The sequence below is a fragment of the Saccharospirillum sp. ABV4_185 genome (assembly GCF_056159245.1).
Genome location: NZ_JBSWUW010000001.1, coordinates 3,435,287 through 3,453,536, shown reverse-complemented (window position 1 = coordinate 3,453,536; position 18,250 = coordinate 3,435,287). Strand labels below are relative to the sequence as shown.

The window sequence follows — 18,250 nt, the reverse complement described above, 5'->3', positions numbered from 1 at the left end:
TCGTTTGAATAAGGCGTAAAGCGATTGTTAGCGCCTGAATCCTTCCTATACACTTGTCGACCGACTTTTTGCAGGGAAACAGCATTAGGTTGTTCATGACAATTAATCTGCGCCTGGTGGCGTTTTTTTTCGCGGTTTATCTGTTGGCGCTAGTCGCTATGACACCGCTCAGTTGGTTACGCCATTTTTTCGATCCTGCCTTGCAGGCTGCGGGCGTCCGTGTACAGCAGCTGGATGGCAGCCTCTGGTCGGGCGAAGCGCGCTTGCAGGGACCTCAAATTCCTCAGCTACAACTGGCCTGGCAAGCACAGCCGCTCTATTTGCTGACCTTACGCCTGCCCTTCGACTGGCAACTTTCCAATACCGACCTTGATCTGAACGGCGGTCTTACCGTTAAACCGACGGGCGTCAGTCTCGATACTGTGAACGGTTATATCGACGATACCGCCTTTGCTGATATTGCTTCGACCTACGGTGCCGAGGTACAGGGACGGCTACGGCTGGATAACGTCAGCCTGTCTGCCGGTTGGAATGCTCAGCCGGGCACTTTGGATGGCCAATTGAGTTGGTCCGGTGGGCCCGTTAGCGTGCCTTTTGGCAGTCGACGCGAAACCTTTGAGGTACCGCAGCTGCAGGGCCAGTTGAACAGTGATGACGAGGGCTGGCAGGCTGTGATTCAGGCCATGGATGAAACGCCTTTGATCGACGCTACCTTAAGTCGTGATGGCCTGGGCAGCCTCAGCGTCAAACGCGCCCTGGCGGAACGGCTGAACCTTGCTATTCCTGCCGGTCGTGAGACGCTGTTTGACATCACTCAGCAGGTTTTGTGATGGATTTGAGACACTTATTGGCACGATTACAGACCGTTGGTTCCAAAGCACAAAAATGGCTGGTGCTGATTCTGGTCGGTATCAGTGCGGTGCTGGCGGCCCGATTGAGCTGGGTCATTATTGACCGGCCGGCGCCGGTTCCGGTTCCCCGCATTGAGCCGGCTGGCGCTGCAGCCCCGGCTCAGGCTTCAGACCTGGAAGCGCTGGGTCGTCAACTGGCAGAGAAACCGCTTTTTGGTCGTTACGTTGCCGAGGAAGAACAGGTGGCGGTAGCGCCCATCGATGCTCCCGAAACTCAGTTACGGCTGGTGCTGCAGGCTGTGGTCGCCCGGGGTGGTGAAGGTCAGGGCTTTGCGGTTATTGCTCAGCGCAATGGCCAGTCTGATGCATTCGGTGTGGGCGATCAGGTATTCGGCCAGGCGCAATTGGCCGCGGTTTATGGCGATCGGGTTTTGCTGAACCGTAACGGCAGCATGGAAACGCTGCGCTATGAACGCAGTGAATCCAACGCTACCTTGCAACCGCTGGATCGAAACGATAATGGCGCGCCATCACGGAGCGTCGACACCAGTCAGGCCAGCAGTCAAAGCAGCGCAATTCAGCAGCAGGTCGAGCAGATGGTGAGCTATGTGCGTGAGCGCGCAGCGTCCGATCCTCAGGCTTTACTGAATGAAGTTGGTCTGGAGGCGTCAGACAATGGCTATCGCGTGACACGTCGCGCGCGCCAGTTACAGATGGCCGGTTTGCGGCCGGGTGATATTGTCACTGCGGTCAATGACAACCCGGTGGGCAATCTGGCGCAGGATCAGGCATTGTTGAACCAGATACTGCAAAGCGGTGGTGAGTTGAAAATAGCCATTCAACGAGGGTCACGTACCTTCACCATCTATCAATCTATCCCCACTTTCTGATCAGAGTTGGCATGATGACAAAGGGACCTTTCGTTCACCATAGACTGATACGCTGGTTGGCAATCGCACTGTTGCTGGCCGGTCTTGGCCGGCCGCTTTATGCCGAGGAGCCAACTTATCAACTGAATATGCAAGACGCCGATATCCGCGATGTGATCGATATGGTCGCCCGCGTTACCGGTGAAAGTTTTATTGTCGATCCGCGGGTGCGTGGCCAGGTGACGGTCATTTCCGATCAAGAGCTTAGTGCTGACGCCATCTATGAAATCTTTCTGGCGACCATTGAAGTCTATGGTTTTTCTGCGGTTGAGACGGATAACGCTATTAAGATTATCGCTCAGGCCGATGTGAAAGCCTCAGGTTTGCCGGTCGACAGCGACGGCAATATACAGGGCGAGCGCATCATCACCCGCGTCTTCCCGATTCAAAATACCTCGGCCATGGAACTGGTGCCGATTTTGCGTCCGCTGGTTGCCAGCTATGGTCATCTGGCCGGGGTGAATAGCGCCAATGCGTTGATCATCAGCGATCGGGCAACCAATATCGAGCGGGTTGCGGAAATCGTTGAACTGTTGGACCAGGCCGGCAGTGAAGAAATCGAAGTCGTGGCGCTGCAATACGCCTGGGTCGGTAACATCATCCAGTTGCTGGAACGCATTTCACCGACCCCGGTGACGGCCGGTGATCAGAGCGGTGGGCGCGGAGGCGGTCAGGGTGTGCATCTGGTGGGTGACGAACGCTCCAACCGCATCATTGTTCGTGGCGAAGCCGACGCCCGCGCTCAGATTATTGCGTTGATTCGCGAGCTGGATATCGAAGCACCGGAAAACTCCTCCTCTAAAGTGATTTTCCTGAACAATGCTGATGCCGCACGCATGGCGGAATTGCTGACAGGTCTTGCCGGTTCCGTGCAGCAGGAACAAAACCAGGGTGGCCAGGCGCCGCCGTCGAGTCCGATCAGCATCTTGCCGGATGAGCAGTTGAATGCACTGGTGGTGCGTGCTGAACCTTCGGTGATGAACGAGATCGAAAGCATCATCCGTCAGTTGGATGTGCGCCGTAAGCAGGTCTTGATCGAAGCGGCCATTGTCGAAGTCAGTGGCGACGTCAGCGATGCCCTGGGTGTGCAGTGGGCAACCAATCCCGATCAGGTCAGCGAAGGCGTGCCCTTCGGTGCCACCAACTTCAATGAAGCCGGGGCACCACTGTCGGATATTGTTGCGGCGGCCGCCACCAATAACGTCAGTGCACTGCCCAATGGCGCCTTTCTCGGCCTGGTTGATCCCAGTGGCGATACGCCAAACTTTGGCGCCATCATTCAGGCCATCGAATCACAGTCGAACACCAATGTCCTGTCCACGCCCAGCGTGATGACCTTGGATAACAGCGAAGCCTTTATTACCGTCGGCAGCTCGGTGCCGTTCAAGACTGGCGGTAATGGCACCGACGACAATCCCTTTGTGATTGAACGCCAGGATGTCGGCACCACCCTGACGGTGATTCCCCATGTGCAGCAGGACGGCCTGGTGCGTATGGAAGTCGATCAGGTGGTGGAATCGATTTCCGGCAACAACGCCTTTGGTGCCGTCGATATTGTCACCGATAAGCGCCAGGTTCAGACCGAAGTGCTGGTCGATAACGGCCGCACCATTGTGCTCGGTGGCTTGATCGACGATACCCTGATCGAACGCGAAAGCCGGGTGCCGATTCTGGGTCGAATCCCGATTCTCGGTGTGCTGTTCCGCTCCACCTCGACCGAACGTCAGAAGACCAACCTCCTGGTGGTGCTGCGTCCGACCATTATCGAGGGCAATGGCGATGCGGTGCGCGATCGCCGTATGAGTGGTATCTGGGATATTCGCATCCAGACCATGGACAACTACGACGATTCTTACCTGCCGCCAACGGTCGACGACTTGTTTAATGGTCGCCTCGACGGCGGCCGGATCCAGGAGTGATGTGTATTGCTAAGTTTACGAAAAGTGCGGTTTGTCAAAACAAAGACATAAGGACAGATGTCTTTACAGCGCGATCTGGAATCGTAAGATACGCAGCGTTTTGACTCTCTTGCATTAAGTTGCATTGCTGCCCGAATCATTTGGTTCGGGCTTTTTTTTTGCCTGAGTATTCCTCCGCCTTCCCAACCCATGCCCGGCCGGGCTGTTCGGTCATCAGATATCGCGCCGCTGAAACATCAGTTGACTGATGATCCAGGTGATCAGCACCGTGACTGCTAGCAGGGTCATTCCCTGAGCAGGAGACAGGGCGTCGTCAATAAGCACAACCCGGTAAGAAGCCTGGCCGGCAGTAATCGGCCACAAGCGTTCGAACCAGGCAGGCAGGGCGGGTGCGAGCGCAGGGATGATTAGAGCAATGCCGATCAGCACGGAGAGACTGGTCGTGCTCGAACGCGTCAAAACACCGATCGTTAAGCCGATGAGCGCAAACAACGTCAGGTAAAGGGCGCCGGCAAAGAGGGCCGTCAACACCGGCGGATCGGTCATCTGGGCGGATGGCAGGCCGACACCTGCAAGGGTCAACTGCACGACCCAAAAACTCAATAAGGTGGTTATCAGGGCCGTGATGTACGCGAAGATGGTCACCACCAAAGTCTTGCTTATCAGCAGACGAAAACGCGACGGTACCGAAAATACCGTGCTGCCGATCATGCCGGTGGCGTATTCAGGCGTGATCGCCAGCGCACCCAACATACCGATGATTAACTGCGCGAACAGAAATCCCTTCAGGCTTTCCGCGGTCGGGTCCCAGTCTGCTGGCAGGTCGGCAGGCGTCAGTGTCAGCATGTCCGAGATGCCCAGCAAGCCGAGCAAAGCGCTGGAGACCAGTGTGCACAGGGCAGCAATCCAGGTGCTTTTGACGCTGAGCAACTTTTTCCATTCGAATTTCAGGCTGTTCATGATGGGATGGTCTCCTTTTGGGTGGCGGTTTGGGTCAACCTCAGGAAGACGTCTTCCAGCGATTCACGGATGGCACTCAGTTCTTCCAGAACAATGCCGTTAGCGGCGGCTGTTTCGCCAATAGTGGTCATATCCGTACCGGTCATTATCAGGCTGGAGTCATCCTGAATTTGCAGTGATACGCCGGCCTCCTTGAGGATGGCCGCCAGCTTCTCCCGGTCCCGGGTGCGTACACGAATGGCTTTGCTGGTATGGGTATCGATGAATGCTTGCAGCGGTGATTCAGCGATTAATTGACCTCGGGCGATGATCACCACATCGTCAGCCGCCAGCTCCATCTCCGACATCAGATGACTCGAAAACAGAACCGTTCTGCCTTCATCGGCCAGGGTCCGCATCAAGCGCCGCATCCAACGGATACCTTCGGGGTCGAGACCGTTCAATGGCTCGTCGAGCACCACCACCTGAGGATTACCCAGCAAAGCCGTGGCGATACCGAGGCGCTGATTCATGCCCAGTGAGAACTCACCGGCGCGTCGATCGGCGTATTGGGCAAGGCCGACAAATTCGAGCATTTCCTGAACCCGTTTTTTGCCGAGACCGGCCGCGTAAGCGAAGCAGAGCAGGTGGTCATAGGCGGTACGGGCGGGATGTACCGCTCGCGCATCGAGCAAAGCGCCAATGGTGCTGGCCGGTTGGGGGAGGTCAGACACCGCGATTCCTCCCAGGGTAATATGGCCGCGAGTCGGTTTGGCGAGGCCGAGCAGCATGCGTAGGGTTGTGCTTTTGCCGGCGCCGTTTGGGCCGAGAAAGCCGGTCACCACTCCGCCGCGGGCGCTAAAACTGAGGTCATCAACAACATTAGTGTTGCGATAGCGCTTGGTCAGCCCCCGGGCCTGGATGCCGGTGGCAAAAGATTTTTCACGAGATAATCGTTCTGAAATCACGATGAGTTCCTGCCTATGGTTGGTTGTTCCCAAGCCATTCGGGGCGTGCCTGAGGGTGAGGGAGCTGAGGGATTCTGTTACTGCATATTTAGATACATTGCTGTATCTTATCGGCGAAACTAACCGAGTCAAGATGCATGATTGCATCTTAAGCGAGATGATATGAGCGAACGACGTCGCGGCGCGGAATTAGTGCGCGCCATCCTGGATGCCGCCTGGTTGGAATTGCTTGAGCAGGGTTTTAACGGTCTGACTATGGAGCGGGTTGCATTGCGGGCCGGTACCAGTCGCCCGGTGCTGGCGCGGCGCTGGAGCTCCAAGGTGGAACTGTCGGTTGCCGCCATCCGTCAGCAGATGGAGAAGTATCCACTGACGGTAGCTGACCGAGGTGACCTGCGCACTGAACTGCTTGAGTTTCTCGATCGTGCTTCCAAACGCTCAACGGGTATCGCCATAGCGTTCAGCCTGATCACCAGCGAATACTTTGCAGAAAGCGCCTCCACACCCGACGAACTCCGCGCCACCCTGACCGAAAAAGAGCCCATTGTGCTGCCGCTCATTTTTGAACGTGGTATCGAACGGGGGGAAATTGATCCCCGGCGATTGACGCCCGTGGTTGCATCTTTGCCGGGAGATCTGTTTCGGCATTACGTCATCATGAACTTTGCAGCGCCTTCCGAGGCTTTGCGCCGGGAATGGGTGGACGAGATTATTCTGCCGCTGGTTCGGGTAACGAAAAACTAAAGCGTCACTTCACAACTTGGCTTCGATGTTGGACGGCTAAGGGTAATTCTTGGGATTGTTCAATGGGCAGCGTCTTTGCAAGTCGTTAGGGCACATCACCAGTGATGATATCTACAACTCTTTGTTTAGTTAACTCTTGAGCATCTCGGGCTGCGGCATCGACCATCTGCTTAGCTCGCTCTTGCTCACCCTCGGGCGCAACCGATAAATAGAGCGCCGTTGCATGTTGACGAAAGTCTTGGAAGTTATGCTCACAGATGGCGTGCGCCATGTCGGCAAGTGAGTTGGGTTCCGCCCTGGTGTCGTCAAGCGTAGAGGCAGCCAAATCCATGCAATCGACATAGTCTGAAAAGGCTTGTTGGGTTTGTACTTTAAGTTGTTCGGTGGTTGCTGGGGTATTAGTAGCGGGTAGATCAGTCTTAGCAGCTTCTGTTTTCGGTGGTGTGGATTGGCAACCTGCGAGGACTGTAATCAGCATAAAGAGTGAAATTCGGTTCATAGTCAGCATCCAAAAATGATCGGCCCGAATAGTAATCTGATTCGGTTAATACTCCTATTTCATGCGCGCATTTTTCTGTTATGACTGCTACCTGGATCGCCTGTTTGAGTATTCAGCTCAGATATTGCTTCCCGAACAGCTGCAAAGATTTCTCTTCCATTTTATCCAGGATGTTAGGTTAATTACTGTTAATGCTGGCGACGTTGCGCCGAAAAATACTTCTGGAAATGGGCGTTAGGTTTATTCAATAGAATCATCTCATTACGAACGAAACTCTTTTGTGGGAAGAGGTGCAGTAAAAGAACGGGACTCTAGGGTACCGTCTTTTATTTGGCGGAGTGAGGGACCGCTTCTGGTTTTTGAGCGATAAAACGAAGCTCTTTCGAGAAGAACTGCTGCAAATTACTTCGTCATCCAGATTCCAGGAAAACGCCCAGTTGTTAGCTTGGGCAATGAGATACGCTTTAGCAGCGTAATCCCAACGCCTGTGCTGACTACTATAACGCCTGCTAAACCCCAGATACCCGGATACTCCTCAAACAACCAGGCTGCCCAGATCAGGGTGACCGCGGGTGTCAGATAGACCAGCGTCGAGGTTCTGGTAACACCTAAACGACGTAAGCTACTCACAAAAAAGCCATAACCGCCAAAGGTCGACAGTACAATCAGCCAACCGAGCGCAGCCAGGCTGCTGTTATCGAACGGCGCAGTAGTAGAACCCGGTTGCGCCGCTATGAGTGCCGCTGCGGTAAACAACAAGGTAGCGCCGAGCAATTGGACGGTCAGGGTCGGCAGCATGGCTGTGCCGGTCGACCAATGGTTCGCGAGCAAGCTACCCAGGGTGACACTGAGCACGGCGAGCAGCGGCAGGCTGTAAGCCCAAAGCGGCGTGCCCGGGTTCAATTGCATATCACTGGCAACACAAAGCAAAACGCCGATGCTGGCGACACCCATCCCAAACCAGCCTTGTTTCGATAATCGCTCTCCCAGCCCGGGGCCAGCCAGGGCCGCTGCCAGCAAAGGTTGAAGCGCCGCGATAAGCGCTGTCAGGCTGGTGCTCACACCCTGATTAAGCGCCAGAATCACCCCGAGCAGATAACCGCCCACGGTTAAACAACCAATGACCGCCTCTTTTAACAGAGCGCCCAGCGGCGGGCGCTGGCTGGACAATAACAACCATCCCAGCGCGGCCAGAGCGAACGCGAACAGGAAGCGCCAAGCGAACAGTGCCAGCACCGGCACAGGTGACTGAGTGGCGAGTTCGCCACCGATAAAACCGGAACTCCAGCAGATGACAAAACCGGCGGCGATCAGCGCGGAAGAAAAGCCTAGGGACATGGTGAACCTCTGAGCCGGCGAATGAGTGGACTTGAGGTTGCACTGCGAAGAGTATTAAATAAATCGAAATATAATGTATTGAGGATTCAATATGTCTGAAGTCTCGACGGCAGCACTGGATCTGGAGTTGTTGCGCAGCTTTCAGGCGGCGGCACAGTTGGGTTCCTTGGCCGCGGCCGCAGAACAACGACATCGAACGCTGGGTGCTATCAGCATGCAGATCAAACGGCTGGAAGCGGTGCTGGACAGCCAGTTGCTGGAGCGCGGTCCGCGTGGCGTCACCCTGACTGCAACGGGCGAGGCGCTGTTGCATGAAAGCCGCGAACTGCTGCGTCAGCACGATGGTATCCTGGCGCGTTTCACCGGCCGTGGTCTGGCCGGCAAAGTACGGCTGGGTTTACCGGAAGACTATGCCCGAGAACTGCTCAAGGGCGTCATGCCAGAGTTCGTCAGTCGTCACCCAGACGTCTTGCTCGAAGCCGTGACCGCCAACAGCGGTGACCTGGCGCGTCAGATCCAGGCGTCGAAGTTATCGATTGCCGTAGTGTTGGATCGGCCGGTTGCCTTGTCCGGCGGACGGCCGCTATGGCATACCAAGCCGGTCTGGGTCGGTGCTCGTCACACCCGCTTTGATGACCTGGCCAGCTTGCCGTTGGCCGTGCACGACGCCGACTGTCCCTATCGCCAGTTGGCCGTCGAAGCCTTGGAAAAATCCAAACGTCCCTGGCACGCCGTTTTCACCTCCACCAGTATTCATGCAATAGAGCAGGCAGTAGAAGCCGGGATGGCCGTGAGTGTGATTGATCGGGAGCGGATGACATCGGCGATGGTTGAATTGGAACCTGACGATGGCTTACCAGCCTTGCCACGCTGTCAGGCGCGACTGCATTTAGCGCCGCATATTGATGAGCTATCCAGGCCGGCGGTTGAAGCTTTAGCGGAGATGTTGGAGGAGCGGTTGTTGGATCGGGGACCTTGGCGGTGGTTGTGAAAAAATAGCCCTAATGGAAAGGCTGGTAAGTTTATCTGTCAGCTTTCTCGGACTTTAAGTGAAAACCTTGGTTGAGTGTTGTCGGGTGAATACCGTCCCTAGTTTATTATTTATACCTTTCTAATTATTGAAACCGCTGGTAATTCACAATCTCTATGACCCTGGCTTTAAAGCTTTCTTGAGTTTCTAACGCCACTGAATCTGCCAGATCATCAGCTTGTTGATATTCGGACGGCTGAACAGTAGATCGATACAGTTCTTTAATGGTGTCGTGAAATACATTGAACTGTGTTTCGCAATCTGAATGTGCCCTATCTGCAACGACCGAAGCGGCTTCACCGCTGCGCGCCAGAGTGTTAGTCGCCGATTCCAAGCAATCGGCATAAGCCGAAATGGACAGTTTGGTTAGCTTCTCTAATTCAACAGTGGACGTAGTTTTGGGTGGTATGTCCGACGCTGTGTTGGTGGCGTTGGATTGGCAGCCTGCGAGCGCGGCGCAAAGGATAAAACCTAAAAAGCGATGCATGAATATATCCTAAAATTACATTCTGGTTTGTTTGGCAAAGATGGGCAGTTAGGGCATTCGTGACGACTGAGCGTTGCAACCTTCGCCGCCAGAGAGTTTATGAGAATAGAGCCAAGATATCTGGCTATTTTTGGTAGGAATCTGAATCTGGATTGGTTAGCGCGGTTGGTGAGGCGAGTTCCGTTTGGGATGGGCTTGCGTGCTTTGCACGCAACCTGGCTTTGCCAGGCGCTTTCGCGGCCCTGAACGCGGAGCGTTCAGTCGACAAAATTGTCGGGAGCAATTTTGCATGAGCGAAGCGAACCCGAAGGGTGGCTGCCATGGATGGCGGCCATCACCCGGCGGAGGACGCGAACGGCTTCCCTGCTTTGCGAATATAGTGCTGGTGCGGGTTGGTATGTGAAGGTGGTAGAGGCTAGTCCGTTCGGGATAGGCTTGCGTGCTTTGCACGCAACCTGGCTTTGCCAGGCGCTTTTGCGGCCCTGAACGCGGAGCGTTCAGTCGAACCCGCGGGGGCCACGAACCAATCCTCCTCGCTTTGCGAGGTTGAACGAAAAAGGGGACCCAGTTGGGTCCCCTTTTTCGTTCAATTTGGCGGAGAGTGAGGGATTCGAACCCCCGGTAGGCGCAAACCTACGGCTGATTTCAAGTCAGCTGCATTCAACCGAGCTCTGCCAACTCTCCATAACGCGGCGCAGTTTACCGGACTGACTTTGGGTGTCAACTGGAATCTTGCTAAGCTGCTGAAATTCAACGAGAAAAGTCACTTGGAGGCGGTATGCATTTGTTGGCGGTTTATGTGCCTCAGTCTCATAAAGACGCGCTGATCGAGGCGTTGGCTCAGGCTGGGGCGGGTCGCATTGGGGATTATGAAGCCTGTGCCTGGTCGACCTTGGGGCAGGGGCAGTTTCGGCCTTTGGATGGTGCGCAGCCGCATATTGGTGCGGTTGGAGAGTTGGAGCAGGTGGCGGAATATAAAGTCGAGATGGTCTGTGAAGACGAGGTGATTCCGGCTGTGTTGGCGGCGCTTGTGGCGTCGCATCCTTATGAAGAGCCGGCGCATCATTTATTGCCGGTTCTTAGTCGGCGTGACTTTGGATTGTGAGTATCAATTTTTAGCTGCAGCTGTAAGCGCAGTCTCTGCGTCGGGTAACGGCCGTCCCAAATAACCATAGATGGCGCGGCGCACTCGGTTGGCGAGGGAGGTTCGGTCGGTTTCTCCTAACATACCTGCGGTGTCGACCATGCCGCGTGTTAGGGCGCTTAAATCCTGAGCGGCCAGTTCTGGCTGTTCAATGCCAAAACGGGTCAGGGTGGCGGCAACCTGGCTGTTAATGTCAGCTTTGATGGCGGCGGTTTCTTCGCTGATTGGCAGGCTGTTTTCGATGTATTCCAGGGTGCTTGCCAGACGCGGCCGTTCCAGTTGGTGTTGGATGGCGGCGTTAATAAAGCCGTCGACCATCTTGGCAAAATCGTCGGTTTCTATTGTCTGGGCGTGTGCGCTGATGGCGTCGCGCAGCTTGGCGCGCTCAATTCGAATCAGTTCGGCCAGCAGAGCTTCTTTGGATGGAAAGTACTGATAGAGGCTGCCGATGCTGACGCCGGCCTTGGCGGCCACCGCATTGGTGTTAAAAGCGGCCAGGCCGTCACTTTCCAAAATACGAGCAGCGGCTTCGAGGATGACGTCGATGGTTGCGGCCGAGCGCGCCTGGCGTGGCTTTTTGCGAGGGTTGATGGCTTTTGGGGGCTGGCTCATGAATGCGAGTACGGAACCTGAGTAATTGCTCATAACATAGTCTTACTCCCTGAGTGACACAAGAGGCTATGACTATGTCTACCCTGACGACTGCTGAACCGATGTTTACTGTTTTTGTTTTGCTGCGGGCTTTGCCTGCCTGGCTGGGGCTTTCGCGCGAGCAGCGTAACGATATCGCTGAATCGTCACTGAGTTCGGCGATTGACGGCCAGGCGGTGACCTTGCAGCACTTTGATGCTGAAGCGTTTTCCAGTTACTGCTCCGATATCTCGGTGTTTGAAACCCACAGTTTGCTCGATTTCTATTGCGTGATGGAACGCTTGCGCGACTCGCCGTTGTTCAGCGTGCCTTATTTTGAGCTGGTGCAGATTCTGCCGGCGCTGCAAGACGGCTTTCGCTATTACGAACAACTGGCCGGTGGAGCGCTGAGCGTATGAATATCCAGGGACAAACCGCTTTGGTGACCGGCGGCAGTGCCGGCATTGGCAGGGCGCTGGCGTTGATGCTGGCGGAGCAGGGCGCTGAGGTGATTATTGTTGGCCGGGACGAACAGCGGTTGCGCGAAACCGCCGGGCAATATCCGCAGCGTATTCACTATCGGGTGGTTGATTTAACGCAACCGGAGCAGCAGGATCGGTTGGTCGCCGAGGTTAAGCAGCAGTGGCCGCAGTTATCGATACTGATTAATAACGCCGGTGTGCAGATCAATTTGCCGCATAAGGGTGTTGATGATGCCGGTTTGCTGCAAGCCATGCGTGCTGAGCAGGCCTTGAATTTGGCGGCGCCGATTGCCTTGTGTTTTGGGTTGCTGCCTGGACTTGCGCAGCAGCCGGAAGCCAGCATTGTGAATGTCTCTTCCGGTTTGGCGTTAGCGCCTAAGCGCACGGCGCCGGTGTATTGCGCGACGAAGGCGGGCTTGAGTCAGTTCAGTCGGGCGTTGCGTTATCGCTGTGAGGACGCCGCGCCGTCGGTGGCGGTGATGGATGTGATGATGGCGCTGGTGGAAACCCAGATGACTGCAGGTCGCGGCCGCGGCAAGTTGACGCCGGAGCAAGCGGCGCAGGCCATTGTTGCTGCGATTGAGCAACGTCAGCCTCAGCTTTGGGTGGCCAATACCAAGCTGCTGCGAGTGTTGCTGCGCTGTTGGCCGCCGCTGGCGCATAGGCTGTTGCGTAATGCCTGATCGCTATGCTCGAGCACAAAAAAAGGGAGGCGTTAGCCTCCCTTTTCATTTCACGGCAGCTTAACCATCGATGGCTTTAAAAATGCTGTCGCGGATATCTTCAACGCCGCCGACGCCCGGAATGTAGATATAACTCGGGGCGTTTTCCGGTTCTTTCTCGGCCAGGTCTTTGTAGTAACCCACCAGCGGTTTGGTCTGGGCGTGGTACACCTCCAGACGTTTGGCGACGGTTTCTTCCTGGTCGTCGCTGCGCTGGATCAGCGGTTCACCGGTCTCATCGTCTTTGCCAGCCACCTTGGGCGGGTTGTTGTCGACGTGGTAAACGCGGCCAGAGGCTTCGTGAACGCGGCGACCACTGATGCGCTTGATGATTTCGCTGTCGTCGACATCGATGTCCACCACGAAATCAATCTGCACGCCTTCGTTTTTCAACGCTTCGGCTTGCGGAATGGTGCGCGGGAAGCCGTCGAACAGGCAGCCATTGGCGCAGTCCGGCTCGGCGATGCGTTCTTTGATCAGCGCGATGATGGTTTCATCGGAGACCAGGCCACCGGAGGCCATGACTTCCTTGACCTTCAAACCCAGCGGGCTGCCCGCTTTAACAGCGGCGCGCAGCATGTCGCCGGTGGAAATCTGTGGAATGTCGTACTTCTCGGTAATGTATTGGGCTTGAGTACCCTTACCGGCACCAGGTGCGCCCAGCAGAATAATGCGCATTGACGAAAAGCTCCTCAGTTCTATGAAATTCAAAAACGGTTCAAATGGGGGGCCAGCCGGAACATGTTAAAGGCTCTGGCCTTGGCTAACTTAGTGGGGATTGGCCAGCCTCCTAATGCTGGGCTGGCCCGGAATCTTTGGCGTGCGGGTTACTGTTGTCCTTTTATGCCGCCAGGCCCGAGGCCTGTTTTTGCCAGCCCGTAAGATACCTGCCCGTTTGAATAAGCTCAACCCGAATGGGAGCCCAACACTATCCGACTTCCGTCGAATAGGCTCCCTCGGGTGTCGAAAGCGCCGCTTTTAGCCGGTATTGCGCATACCTGCTGAGATGCCCGCCATGGTCACTTTCAACGCTCTTTCCAACTGAGCGTCGAAGTTACCGGCCTTGCGTTCACGCTTGAGCAGCTCGGCTTGCAGGTAGTTGAGCGGGTCGGTGTAAGGGTTGCGCACCTGAATCGACTGCGCCAGCAGTGGATCGCTGGCCAGCAGTTCTTTCTGGCGCTTGATGCGGTTCATCAGTTCTTCGCTGACGCGCAGGTCGTCACGCAGTTGCTCGCCCAGGCTGTGCAGTTCCTCAGGCACCAGCTGCTTTTCGTAGTAAGCCGCGATGGAACGGTCGGCTTTGCCCAAAACCATTTCCAAGAGGTCGAGGAAGGCGCTGAAGAAGGGCCAATGATCGACCATTTCCTGCAGCGTATCCGGCGATTCTTCCAAACCGTATTCCAGCGCCTGGCGCGCGCCCAGCCAGGAGGGCAGGTTCAAACGCACCTGCATCCAGGCGAACACCCAGGGAATAGCGCGCAGACTTTCCACGCCACCGGTCGCCTTACGTTTGGCCGGCCGACTGCCCAGCGCCAGCAGGCCGAGTTCCTGTTCCGGTGTCAGGCTGCGGAAATAGGGCACGAAGCGTTCATCGTGGCGCACGGTATCGCGATAGGCGGTCAGGCTGGCCTGTGACATCTGTTCGAGCAGGTCGCGCCATTCCTGTTTCGGTGCGGCGTTGGGCTCCAGCGTGGCGCGCAGGGTGGCGGCCACATAGATGCCCAGGCTGCGCACCGCAACGCGGGGCAGACCAAACTTATAACGAATCATCTCGCCTTGTTCGGTCACTCGAATCGCGCCTTGGACGGAACCGGGTGGTTGCGATGCCATGGCTTTTTCGACCGGGCCGCCGCCGCGACCGACAGTGCCGCCGCGGCCGTGGAACAGCATCAGATGAATGTTGTTCTGTTGTGCCAGAGCGACCAGTTTTTCTTGCGCTTTGTACTGTGCCCAGGTGGCGGTCAGTTTGCCGGCGTCTTTGGCGGAGTCGGAATAGCCGATCATCACGGTTTGACGCGCATCGCAGTACTGACGATAGGGGGGCATGGACCAGAGTTGCTCCATCACATCGAAGCTGCGGTCCAGGTCATCCAGGGTTTCAAACAGCGGCACGATGGGTACGTTCCAGGTCAGGCCGCTTTCTTTCAGGATTAGCGCCACGGCCAGCACATCGGACGGCTGACGGGCCATGGAGATGATGTAGCTGGACAGCGTTTCCGGCGGTTCTTCGGCCAGAATACGGGCGGTATCGAGCACTTCCTGGGTATCGGCGCTGGGTTGCCAGTTGCGTGGCAACAGCGGTCGTTTGCTGGCCAGTTGTTCGAGCAGGAAGGCCTGACGCTGGGCTTCATACCAGTCGCCGTATTCGCCCAGTTCCAGATAACGGGTGATTTCATCCAGCGCCTGGACGTGGCGGTCGCTGTCCTGGCGGATATCGAGTGGCACCAGGTTGATGCCGAAGCAATGCACGCGGCGAATGGTGTCGAGCAGGCTGCCACGGGCGATGCGTTTCATGCCGCAGTCGGTCAGCGAGCGGTAACACAGCATCAGCGGTTCGAGCAGGTCATCGCGGCGGGTGATGACGTCGTCTGGTGGCGTCGGGGTTTCACCATTCACACAGGCATCGGCCCATTCCAGGGTGCGCTGCAGGCGGTCACGCAGGCTATGCAGAATGGCGCGATAGGGCGTGCGCACGTCACCGGAGCGTGCCAGCAGTTCGTCGGACGCTTCGCTCATGCTCAGATCGCCGGCCAGATCGTGAATGTCTTTGAGGTACAGATCGGCGGCCATCCAGCGACCCAACAAAATAACTTCGCGGGTGACGGTGTGGGTGACGTTGGGGTTGCCGTCACGGTCGCCACCCATCCAGGAATAAAAGTGGAAAGGTGAGGCGTCGACGGGCAGACCCTGGCCCAGACGATGACGCGCGGCGCGGTCCAGTTCGCGCATAAATTGCGGTACCGCTTGCCACAGCGAATTCTCGATCACCGCAAAGCCCCACTTGGCTTCATCGACCGCGGTCGGGCGCTCATCGCGAATTTCGTTGGTGTGCCAGATTTCATCGACGGTGCGCTTGAGGCCCGATTGCAGTTCGTTGCGTTCGTGCGGCAATAAGTCAGTGCGCTTGAGTTCGGCCAGTGCCTGAGCAATACGCTCGTATTTGCGGATCAGCGTACGGCGGGTGACTTCGGTCGGGTGAGCGGTCAGCACCAGTTCGATGTTGAGGTTCTTCAGCGCGCCGGCGACGTCGTCTTTGCCCAGGGTGTCGACCAGTTCGTCCAGGGTCGATTCCAGGCTGATTTTCTGTTGCGCTTCGGCGCTGGAAAAATATTGTTCATCAGCAATGTTGGCGAGATTTAGAAACTGGCTGAACGCCCGCACGATGGGCAGGATATCGTCGTCTTCCAGGTGCGCCAGTTCATCAATTAACGGTTGTGGGTCGCCATCTTCGGAGGCGTTAACGGCCTTGCCCAGGCGGCGGATGTCTTCCACCTTGCGAAACAATTCTGGACCCTGGTTCTCGAGTAGGGTGTCGCCCAGCAATTCGCCCAGCATTCGAACGTTGTCGCGTAGGGTTTCTGGGATAACGGTCATGGTATGGATGCTCCCTCTGGATGCGTAGTCGGCCCGCAGCGTCCAAGCATAGTCGGAGTGCGCATGTTGTGCCGAAGCGCCATCGGCCTGTGCAGCCTCAATCGGCGCGTTATAATAATTAACAGTGCCCGGCCTTCGAGTTGGGCCAAGTCTATATTGTGGTTAAATTACAAAAAAACTGCCACCTATCTGTGAAATCCGCTCATTTATGGGCGTTTTTTGCCTCAAAATGAAAGGTTCCTACATGACTGTCTTCCATTCGGTTAATCCAGCCACAGGTGAAACACTGGGGCAATGGCCGATATGGACAGATAAGCAACTGCTGGCGGTGATCGATGAACAGGCCGGTCACTGGCCGAGCTTCGCCGCTACGCCTTTATCACAACGCCTTAACTGGCTAACCGCTTTCTGTGATCGTCTGGCTGAGCAACGTCACACTCTGGCGCTGTGCATGACCCGGGAAATGGGCAAGCCTCTGGCTCAGTCGGAAGCCGAAATCGATAAGACCCGCGCGTTGATCGATTATTTGTGCGTGGAAGTTCCCCAAGCATTTGCAGCGCACTCGTTGACTCAGGGTGTGGCGCGCAGAGCCGTTGCTTTGGGTGGCGTGCTGGGCATCATGCCGTGGAATTACCCGCTGTGGCAGTTGGCGCGATTTGCGCTGCCGGCTCTGGCAGTGGGTAACAGTGTGACCATAAAGCCAGCGCCCAATGTGTGGCAATCGAGTGTTTTGTTGGAGCAATGGATTGCCGAGTCGGGCTTTCCTGAGTCGGCTTTGCGGCTGGTGCGTGCTGATATCGACCAACTGCCGTTGCTGTACGATCATCCGCATCTGCGCCAGGTGCACTTTACCGGCAGTCGCGATGTTGGCAGGCAGATTGCCGCAGCCTGTGGTGAGCGTCTGAAACCCACTACCCTGGAACTGGGCGGTAATGATGCCTGGTTATTGACTGACAGCGGTGATGTTAGCGCTTTTGTCGAGGCGGCACTGAGCTCGCGTTTGAACAACAGCGGCCAAAGCTGTCTGTGTGCCAAACGCTGGCTGGTGCCGCAAGCATCGCTGGATTCAGTTTTGGCGTTACTCGACGCCAAATTACCGCTTTATCAACCGATGTCGCCGGAGCATCCGGACGCACGTCTGGGGCCATTGGCGCGTGCCGATTTGCGCGATCAGTTGCTGCTCCAGTGGCGCCAGCTTTGTGGCGAGGCGCGACGTCGCAGTGCCGACCCAGTAGTCGATGGTCAGTTTGTGTCGCCGGCCTGGGCAGTGCTGGATAATCCACTAACCAGCCAGGTGTGGCCGGAGGAAGTCTTCGGTCCGGTGATTCAGCTGGCCGCATACGACAACCTGGATCAGGCCGTCGCCTGGGCCAATCACAGCCGCTACGGGCTCGGTGGCTCGGTCTGGGATGCCGATCCACAACGGGCATCGGAACTGGGCCTGCGCCTGCACACGGCCAACCTGGCCATTAATCGACCGATGCGCAGTCGCATTGACGTTAGCTTTGGTGGTCGCGGCTCATCGGGTTGGGGCGTCGAGCTCGGTCAGGACGGGGTTGCTGCGCTGATGCGCGGTCAGGTTCAGTACTTTAACGAGTGAAAAATATTCACTCATAGCGTGAAAAAGCATCGTTTGTGAGGCGGCAGTCAGCTGCTTACTCTGTGTGCTGTCCGAATGACCAAACCCAAAGGGGGTCAATATTATGGATAGCAAGATGACCGATAGCACCACGCTCGCTCTGCAAGAAGCCGGAGTGGTATTGGATGATTGGGGCAATATCGACGTTGCTCACTACGAAGCCAAGGCTGTGGAAATGCGCAGCGAATATCTGACGCAGATGTTTGCGTCCTGGCGCAGCAGCGCCGCTCACGCCATCCGCGCCGTCTTCAGTGCGCCGGTGACGCGTAACGTTTAACAGGCTGGGCCGGGTGTTGCCCGGTCTGTGCGAGCAAGCTTGAGTACAGTCAGTGCTC

General features: G+C 56.4%; 18 protein-coding genes and 1 tRNA gene. 10 read left to right on the top strand and 9 right to left on the bottom strand.

Translation table 11 applies throughout. The annotated features are described in order from the left end of the window. Positions 1 to 95 precede the first annotated feature (95 nt). Genes gspN through gspD form a run of 3 tightly spaced genes read left to right on the top strand, consistent with a single transcriptional unit; the run spans position 96 to position 3,699 of the window. Positions 96 to 830, top strand: a complete 735-nt coding sequence (gene gspN, locus ACXAE6_RS16440; RefSeq protein ID WP_475151180.1) for a type II secretion system protein N — start codon at positions 96 to 98, stop codon at positions 828 to 830. Beyond that, positions 830 to 1,741 (top strand): type II secretion system protein N, encoded by a 912-nt coding sequence (locus ACXAE6_RS16435; RefSeq protein ID WP_475151178.1) that lies wholly within the window; start codon positions 830 to 832, stop codon positions 1,739 to 1,741. Before gspN ends, ACXAE6_RS16435 begins: the two co-directional genes overlap by 1 nt. 56 nt (positions 1,742 to 1,797) lie before the next feature. Continuing rightward, positions 1,798 to 3,699 carry a type II secretion system secretin GspD gene (gene gspD, locus ACXAE6_RS16430; protein ID WP_475151175.1) on the top strand — a complete coding sequence of 634 codons (1,902 nt, stop codon included), beginning with the start codon at positions 1,798 to 1,800 and terminating at the stop codon, positions 3,697 to 3,699. 213 nt (positions 3,700 to 3,912) lie between these two features. Here gspD and ACXAE6_RS16425 read toward each other — a convergent pair whose 3' ends face one another. Next, positions 3,913 to 4,659 (bottom strand): ABC transporter permease, encoded by a 747-nt coding sequence (locus ACXAE6_RS16425; RefSeq protein ID WP_475151169.1) that lies wholly within the window; start codon positions 4,657 to 4,659, stop codon positions 3,913 to 3,915. Continuing rightward, positions 4,656 to 5,606: an ATP-binding cassette domain-containing protein gene (locus ACXAE6_RS16420; RefSeq protein ID WP_475151165.1), complete on the bottom strand. Its 951-nt coding sequence runs from the start codon at positions 5,604 to 5,606 to the stop codon at positions 4,656 to 4,658. The genes ACXAE6_RS16425 and ACXAE6_RS16420 overlap by 4 nt, the downstream gene beginning before the upstream one ends. A 162-nt stretch (positions 5,607 to 5,768) precedes the next feature. Between ACXAE6_RS16420 and ACXAE6_RS16415 the strand changes: the two genes are divergently transcribed. Then, positions 5,769 to 6,350: a TetR/AcrR family transcriptional regulator gene (locus tag ACXAE6_RS16415; protein ID WP_475151163.1), complete on the top strand. Its 582-nt coding sequence runs from the start codon at positions 5,769 to 5,771 to the stop codon at positions 6,348 to 6,350. An 85-nt stretch (positions 6,351 to 6,435) separates the two neighbouring features. On the opposite strand, the gene ACXAE6_RS16410 is transcribed toward ACXAE6_RS16415, so the two are convergent. Both ACXAE6_RS16410 and ACXAE6_RS16405 read right to left on the bottom strand, forming a co-directional pair. Then, on the bottom strand, positions 6,436 to 6,849 hold the full coding sequence (locus tag ACXAE6_RS16410) for a hypothetical protein (RefSeq protein ID WP_475151160.1): 414 nt from the start codon (positions 6,847 to 6,849) through the stop codon (positions 6,436 to 6,438). 402 nt (positions 6,850 to 7,251) lie between these two features. Then, positions 7,252 to 8,187 carry a DMT family transporter gene (locus ACXAE6_RS16405; RefSeq protein WP_475151157.1) on the bottom strand — a complete coding sequence of 312 codons (936 nt, stop codon included), beginning with the start codon at positions 8,185 to 8,187 and terminating at the stop codon, positions 7,252 to 7,254. A gap of 91 nt (positions 8,188 to 8,278) precedes the next feature. Between ACXAE6_RS16405 and ACXAE6_RS16400 the strand changes: the two genes are divergently transcribed. Next, complete coding sequence (locus ACXAE6_RS16400) at positions 8,279 to 9,178, top strand: LysR family transcriptional regulator (RefSeq protein ID WP_475151150.1); 900 nt, start codon at positions 8,279 to 8,281, stop codon at positions 9,176 to 9,178. Positions 9,179 to 9,302: 124 nt separating this feature from the next. Here ACXAE6_RS16400 and ACXAE6_RS16395 read toward each other — a convergent pair whose 3' ends face one another. Beyond that, the gene (locus tag ACXAE6_RS16395) at positions 9,303 to 9,704 is read right to left on the bottom strand and encodes a hypothetical protein (protein WP_475151146.1); all 402 of its coding nucleotides are present in this window, start codon (positions 9,702 to 9,704) and stop codon (positions 9,303 to 9,305) included. A 592-nt stretch (positions 9,705 to 10,296) separates the two neighbouring features. Next, positions 10,297 to 10,388, bottom strand: a tRNA-Ser gene (locus ACXAE6_RS16390). Positions 10,389 to 10,482: 94 nt separating this feature from the next. On the opposite strand from ACXAE6_RS16390, the gene ACXAE6_RS16385 reads away from it, so the two are divergent. Then, positions 10,483 to 10,809: a hypothetical protein gene (locus ACXAE6_RS16385; protein WP_475151136.1), complete on the top strand. Its 327-nt coding sequence runs from the start codon at positions 10,483 to 10,485 to the stop codon at positions 10,807 to 10,809. Positions 10,810 to 10,812: 3 nt separating this feature from the next. Here the strand turns inward: ACXAE6_RS16385 and ACXAE6_RS16380 are convergent, their stop codons facing one another. Then, positions 10,813 to 11,460: a TetR/AcrR family transcriptional regulator gene (locus ACXAE6_RS16380; protein ID WP_475151133.1), complete on the bottom strand. Its 648-nt coding sequence runs from the start codon at positions 11,458 to 11,460 to the stop codon at positions 10,813 to 10,815. A gap of 74 nt (positions 11,461 to 11,534) precedes the next feature. On the opposite strand from ACXAE6_RS16380, the gene ACXAE6_RS16375 reads away from it, so the two are divergent. Then, positions 11,535 to 11,897, top strand: coding sequence for a darcynin family protein (locus ACXAE6_RS16375; RefSeq protein WP_475151126.1), 363 nt, complete (start codon positions 11,535 to 11,537; stop codon positions 11,895 to 11,897). Next, positions 11,894 to 12,643 carry an SDR family oxidoreductase gene (locus ACXAE6_RS16370; protein WP_475151121.1) on the top strand — a complete coding sequence of 250 codons (750 nt, stop codon included), beginning with the start codon at positions 11,894 to 11,896 and terminating at the stop codon, positions 12,641 to 12,643. Before ACXAE6_RS16375 ends, ACXAE6_RS16370 begins: the two co-directional genes overlap by 4 nt. 60 nt (positions 12,644 to 12,703) lie before the next feature. Here ACXAE6_RS16370 and adk read toward each other — a convergent pair whose 3' ends face one another. Both adk and ppc read right to left on the bottom strand, forming a co-directional pair. Beyond that, positions 12,704 to 13,360: an adenylate kinase gene (gene adk, locus ACXAE6_RS16365; protein ID WP_475151111.1), complete on the bottom strand. Its 657-nt coding sequence runs from the start codon at positions 13,358 to 13,360 to the stop codon at positions 12,704 to 12,706. A 300-nt stretch (positions 13,361 to 13,660) separates the two neighbouring features. After that, entirely contained in the window at positions 13,661 to 16,276 is a 2,616-nt protein-coding gene (ppc, locus tag ACXAE6_RS16360; RefSeq protein ID WP_475151104.1) for a phosphoenolpyruvate carboxylase, read from the bottom strand. A 244-nt stretch (positions 16,277 to 16,520) separates the two neighbouring features. On the opposite strand from ppc, the gene ACXAE6_RS16355 reads away from it, so the two are divergent. Beyond that, positions 16,521 to 17,876 carry an aldehyde dehydrogenase family protein gene (locus tag ACXAE6_RS16355; protein ID WP_475151095.1) on the top strand — a complete coding sequence of 452 codons (1,356 nt, stop codon included), beginning with the start codon at positions 16,521 to 16,523 and terminating at the stop codon, positions 17,874 to 17,876. Between the two features lie 115 nt (positions 17,877 to 17,991). After that, entirely contained in the window at positions 17,992 to 18,192 is a 201-nt protein-coding gene (locus ACXAE6_RS16350; protein WP_392803496.1) for an RSP_7527 family protein, read from the top strand. The last annotated feature ends 58 nt before the right edge of the window (positions 18,193 to 18,250 follow it).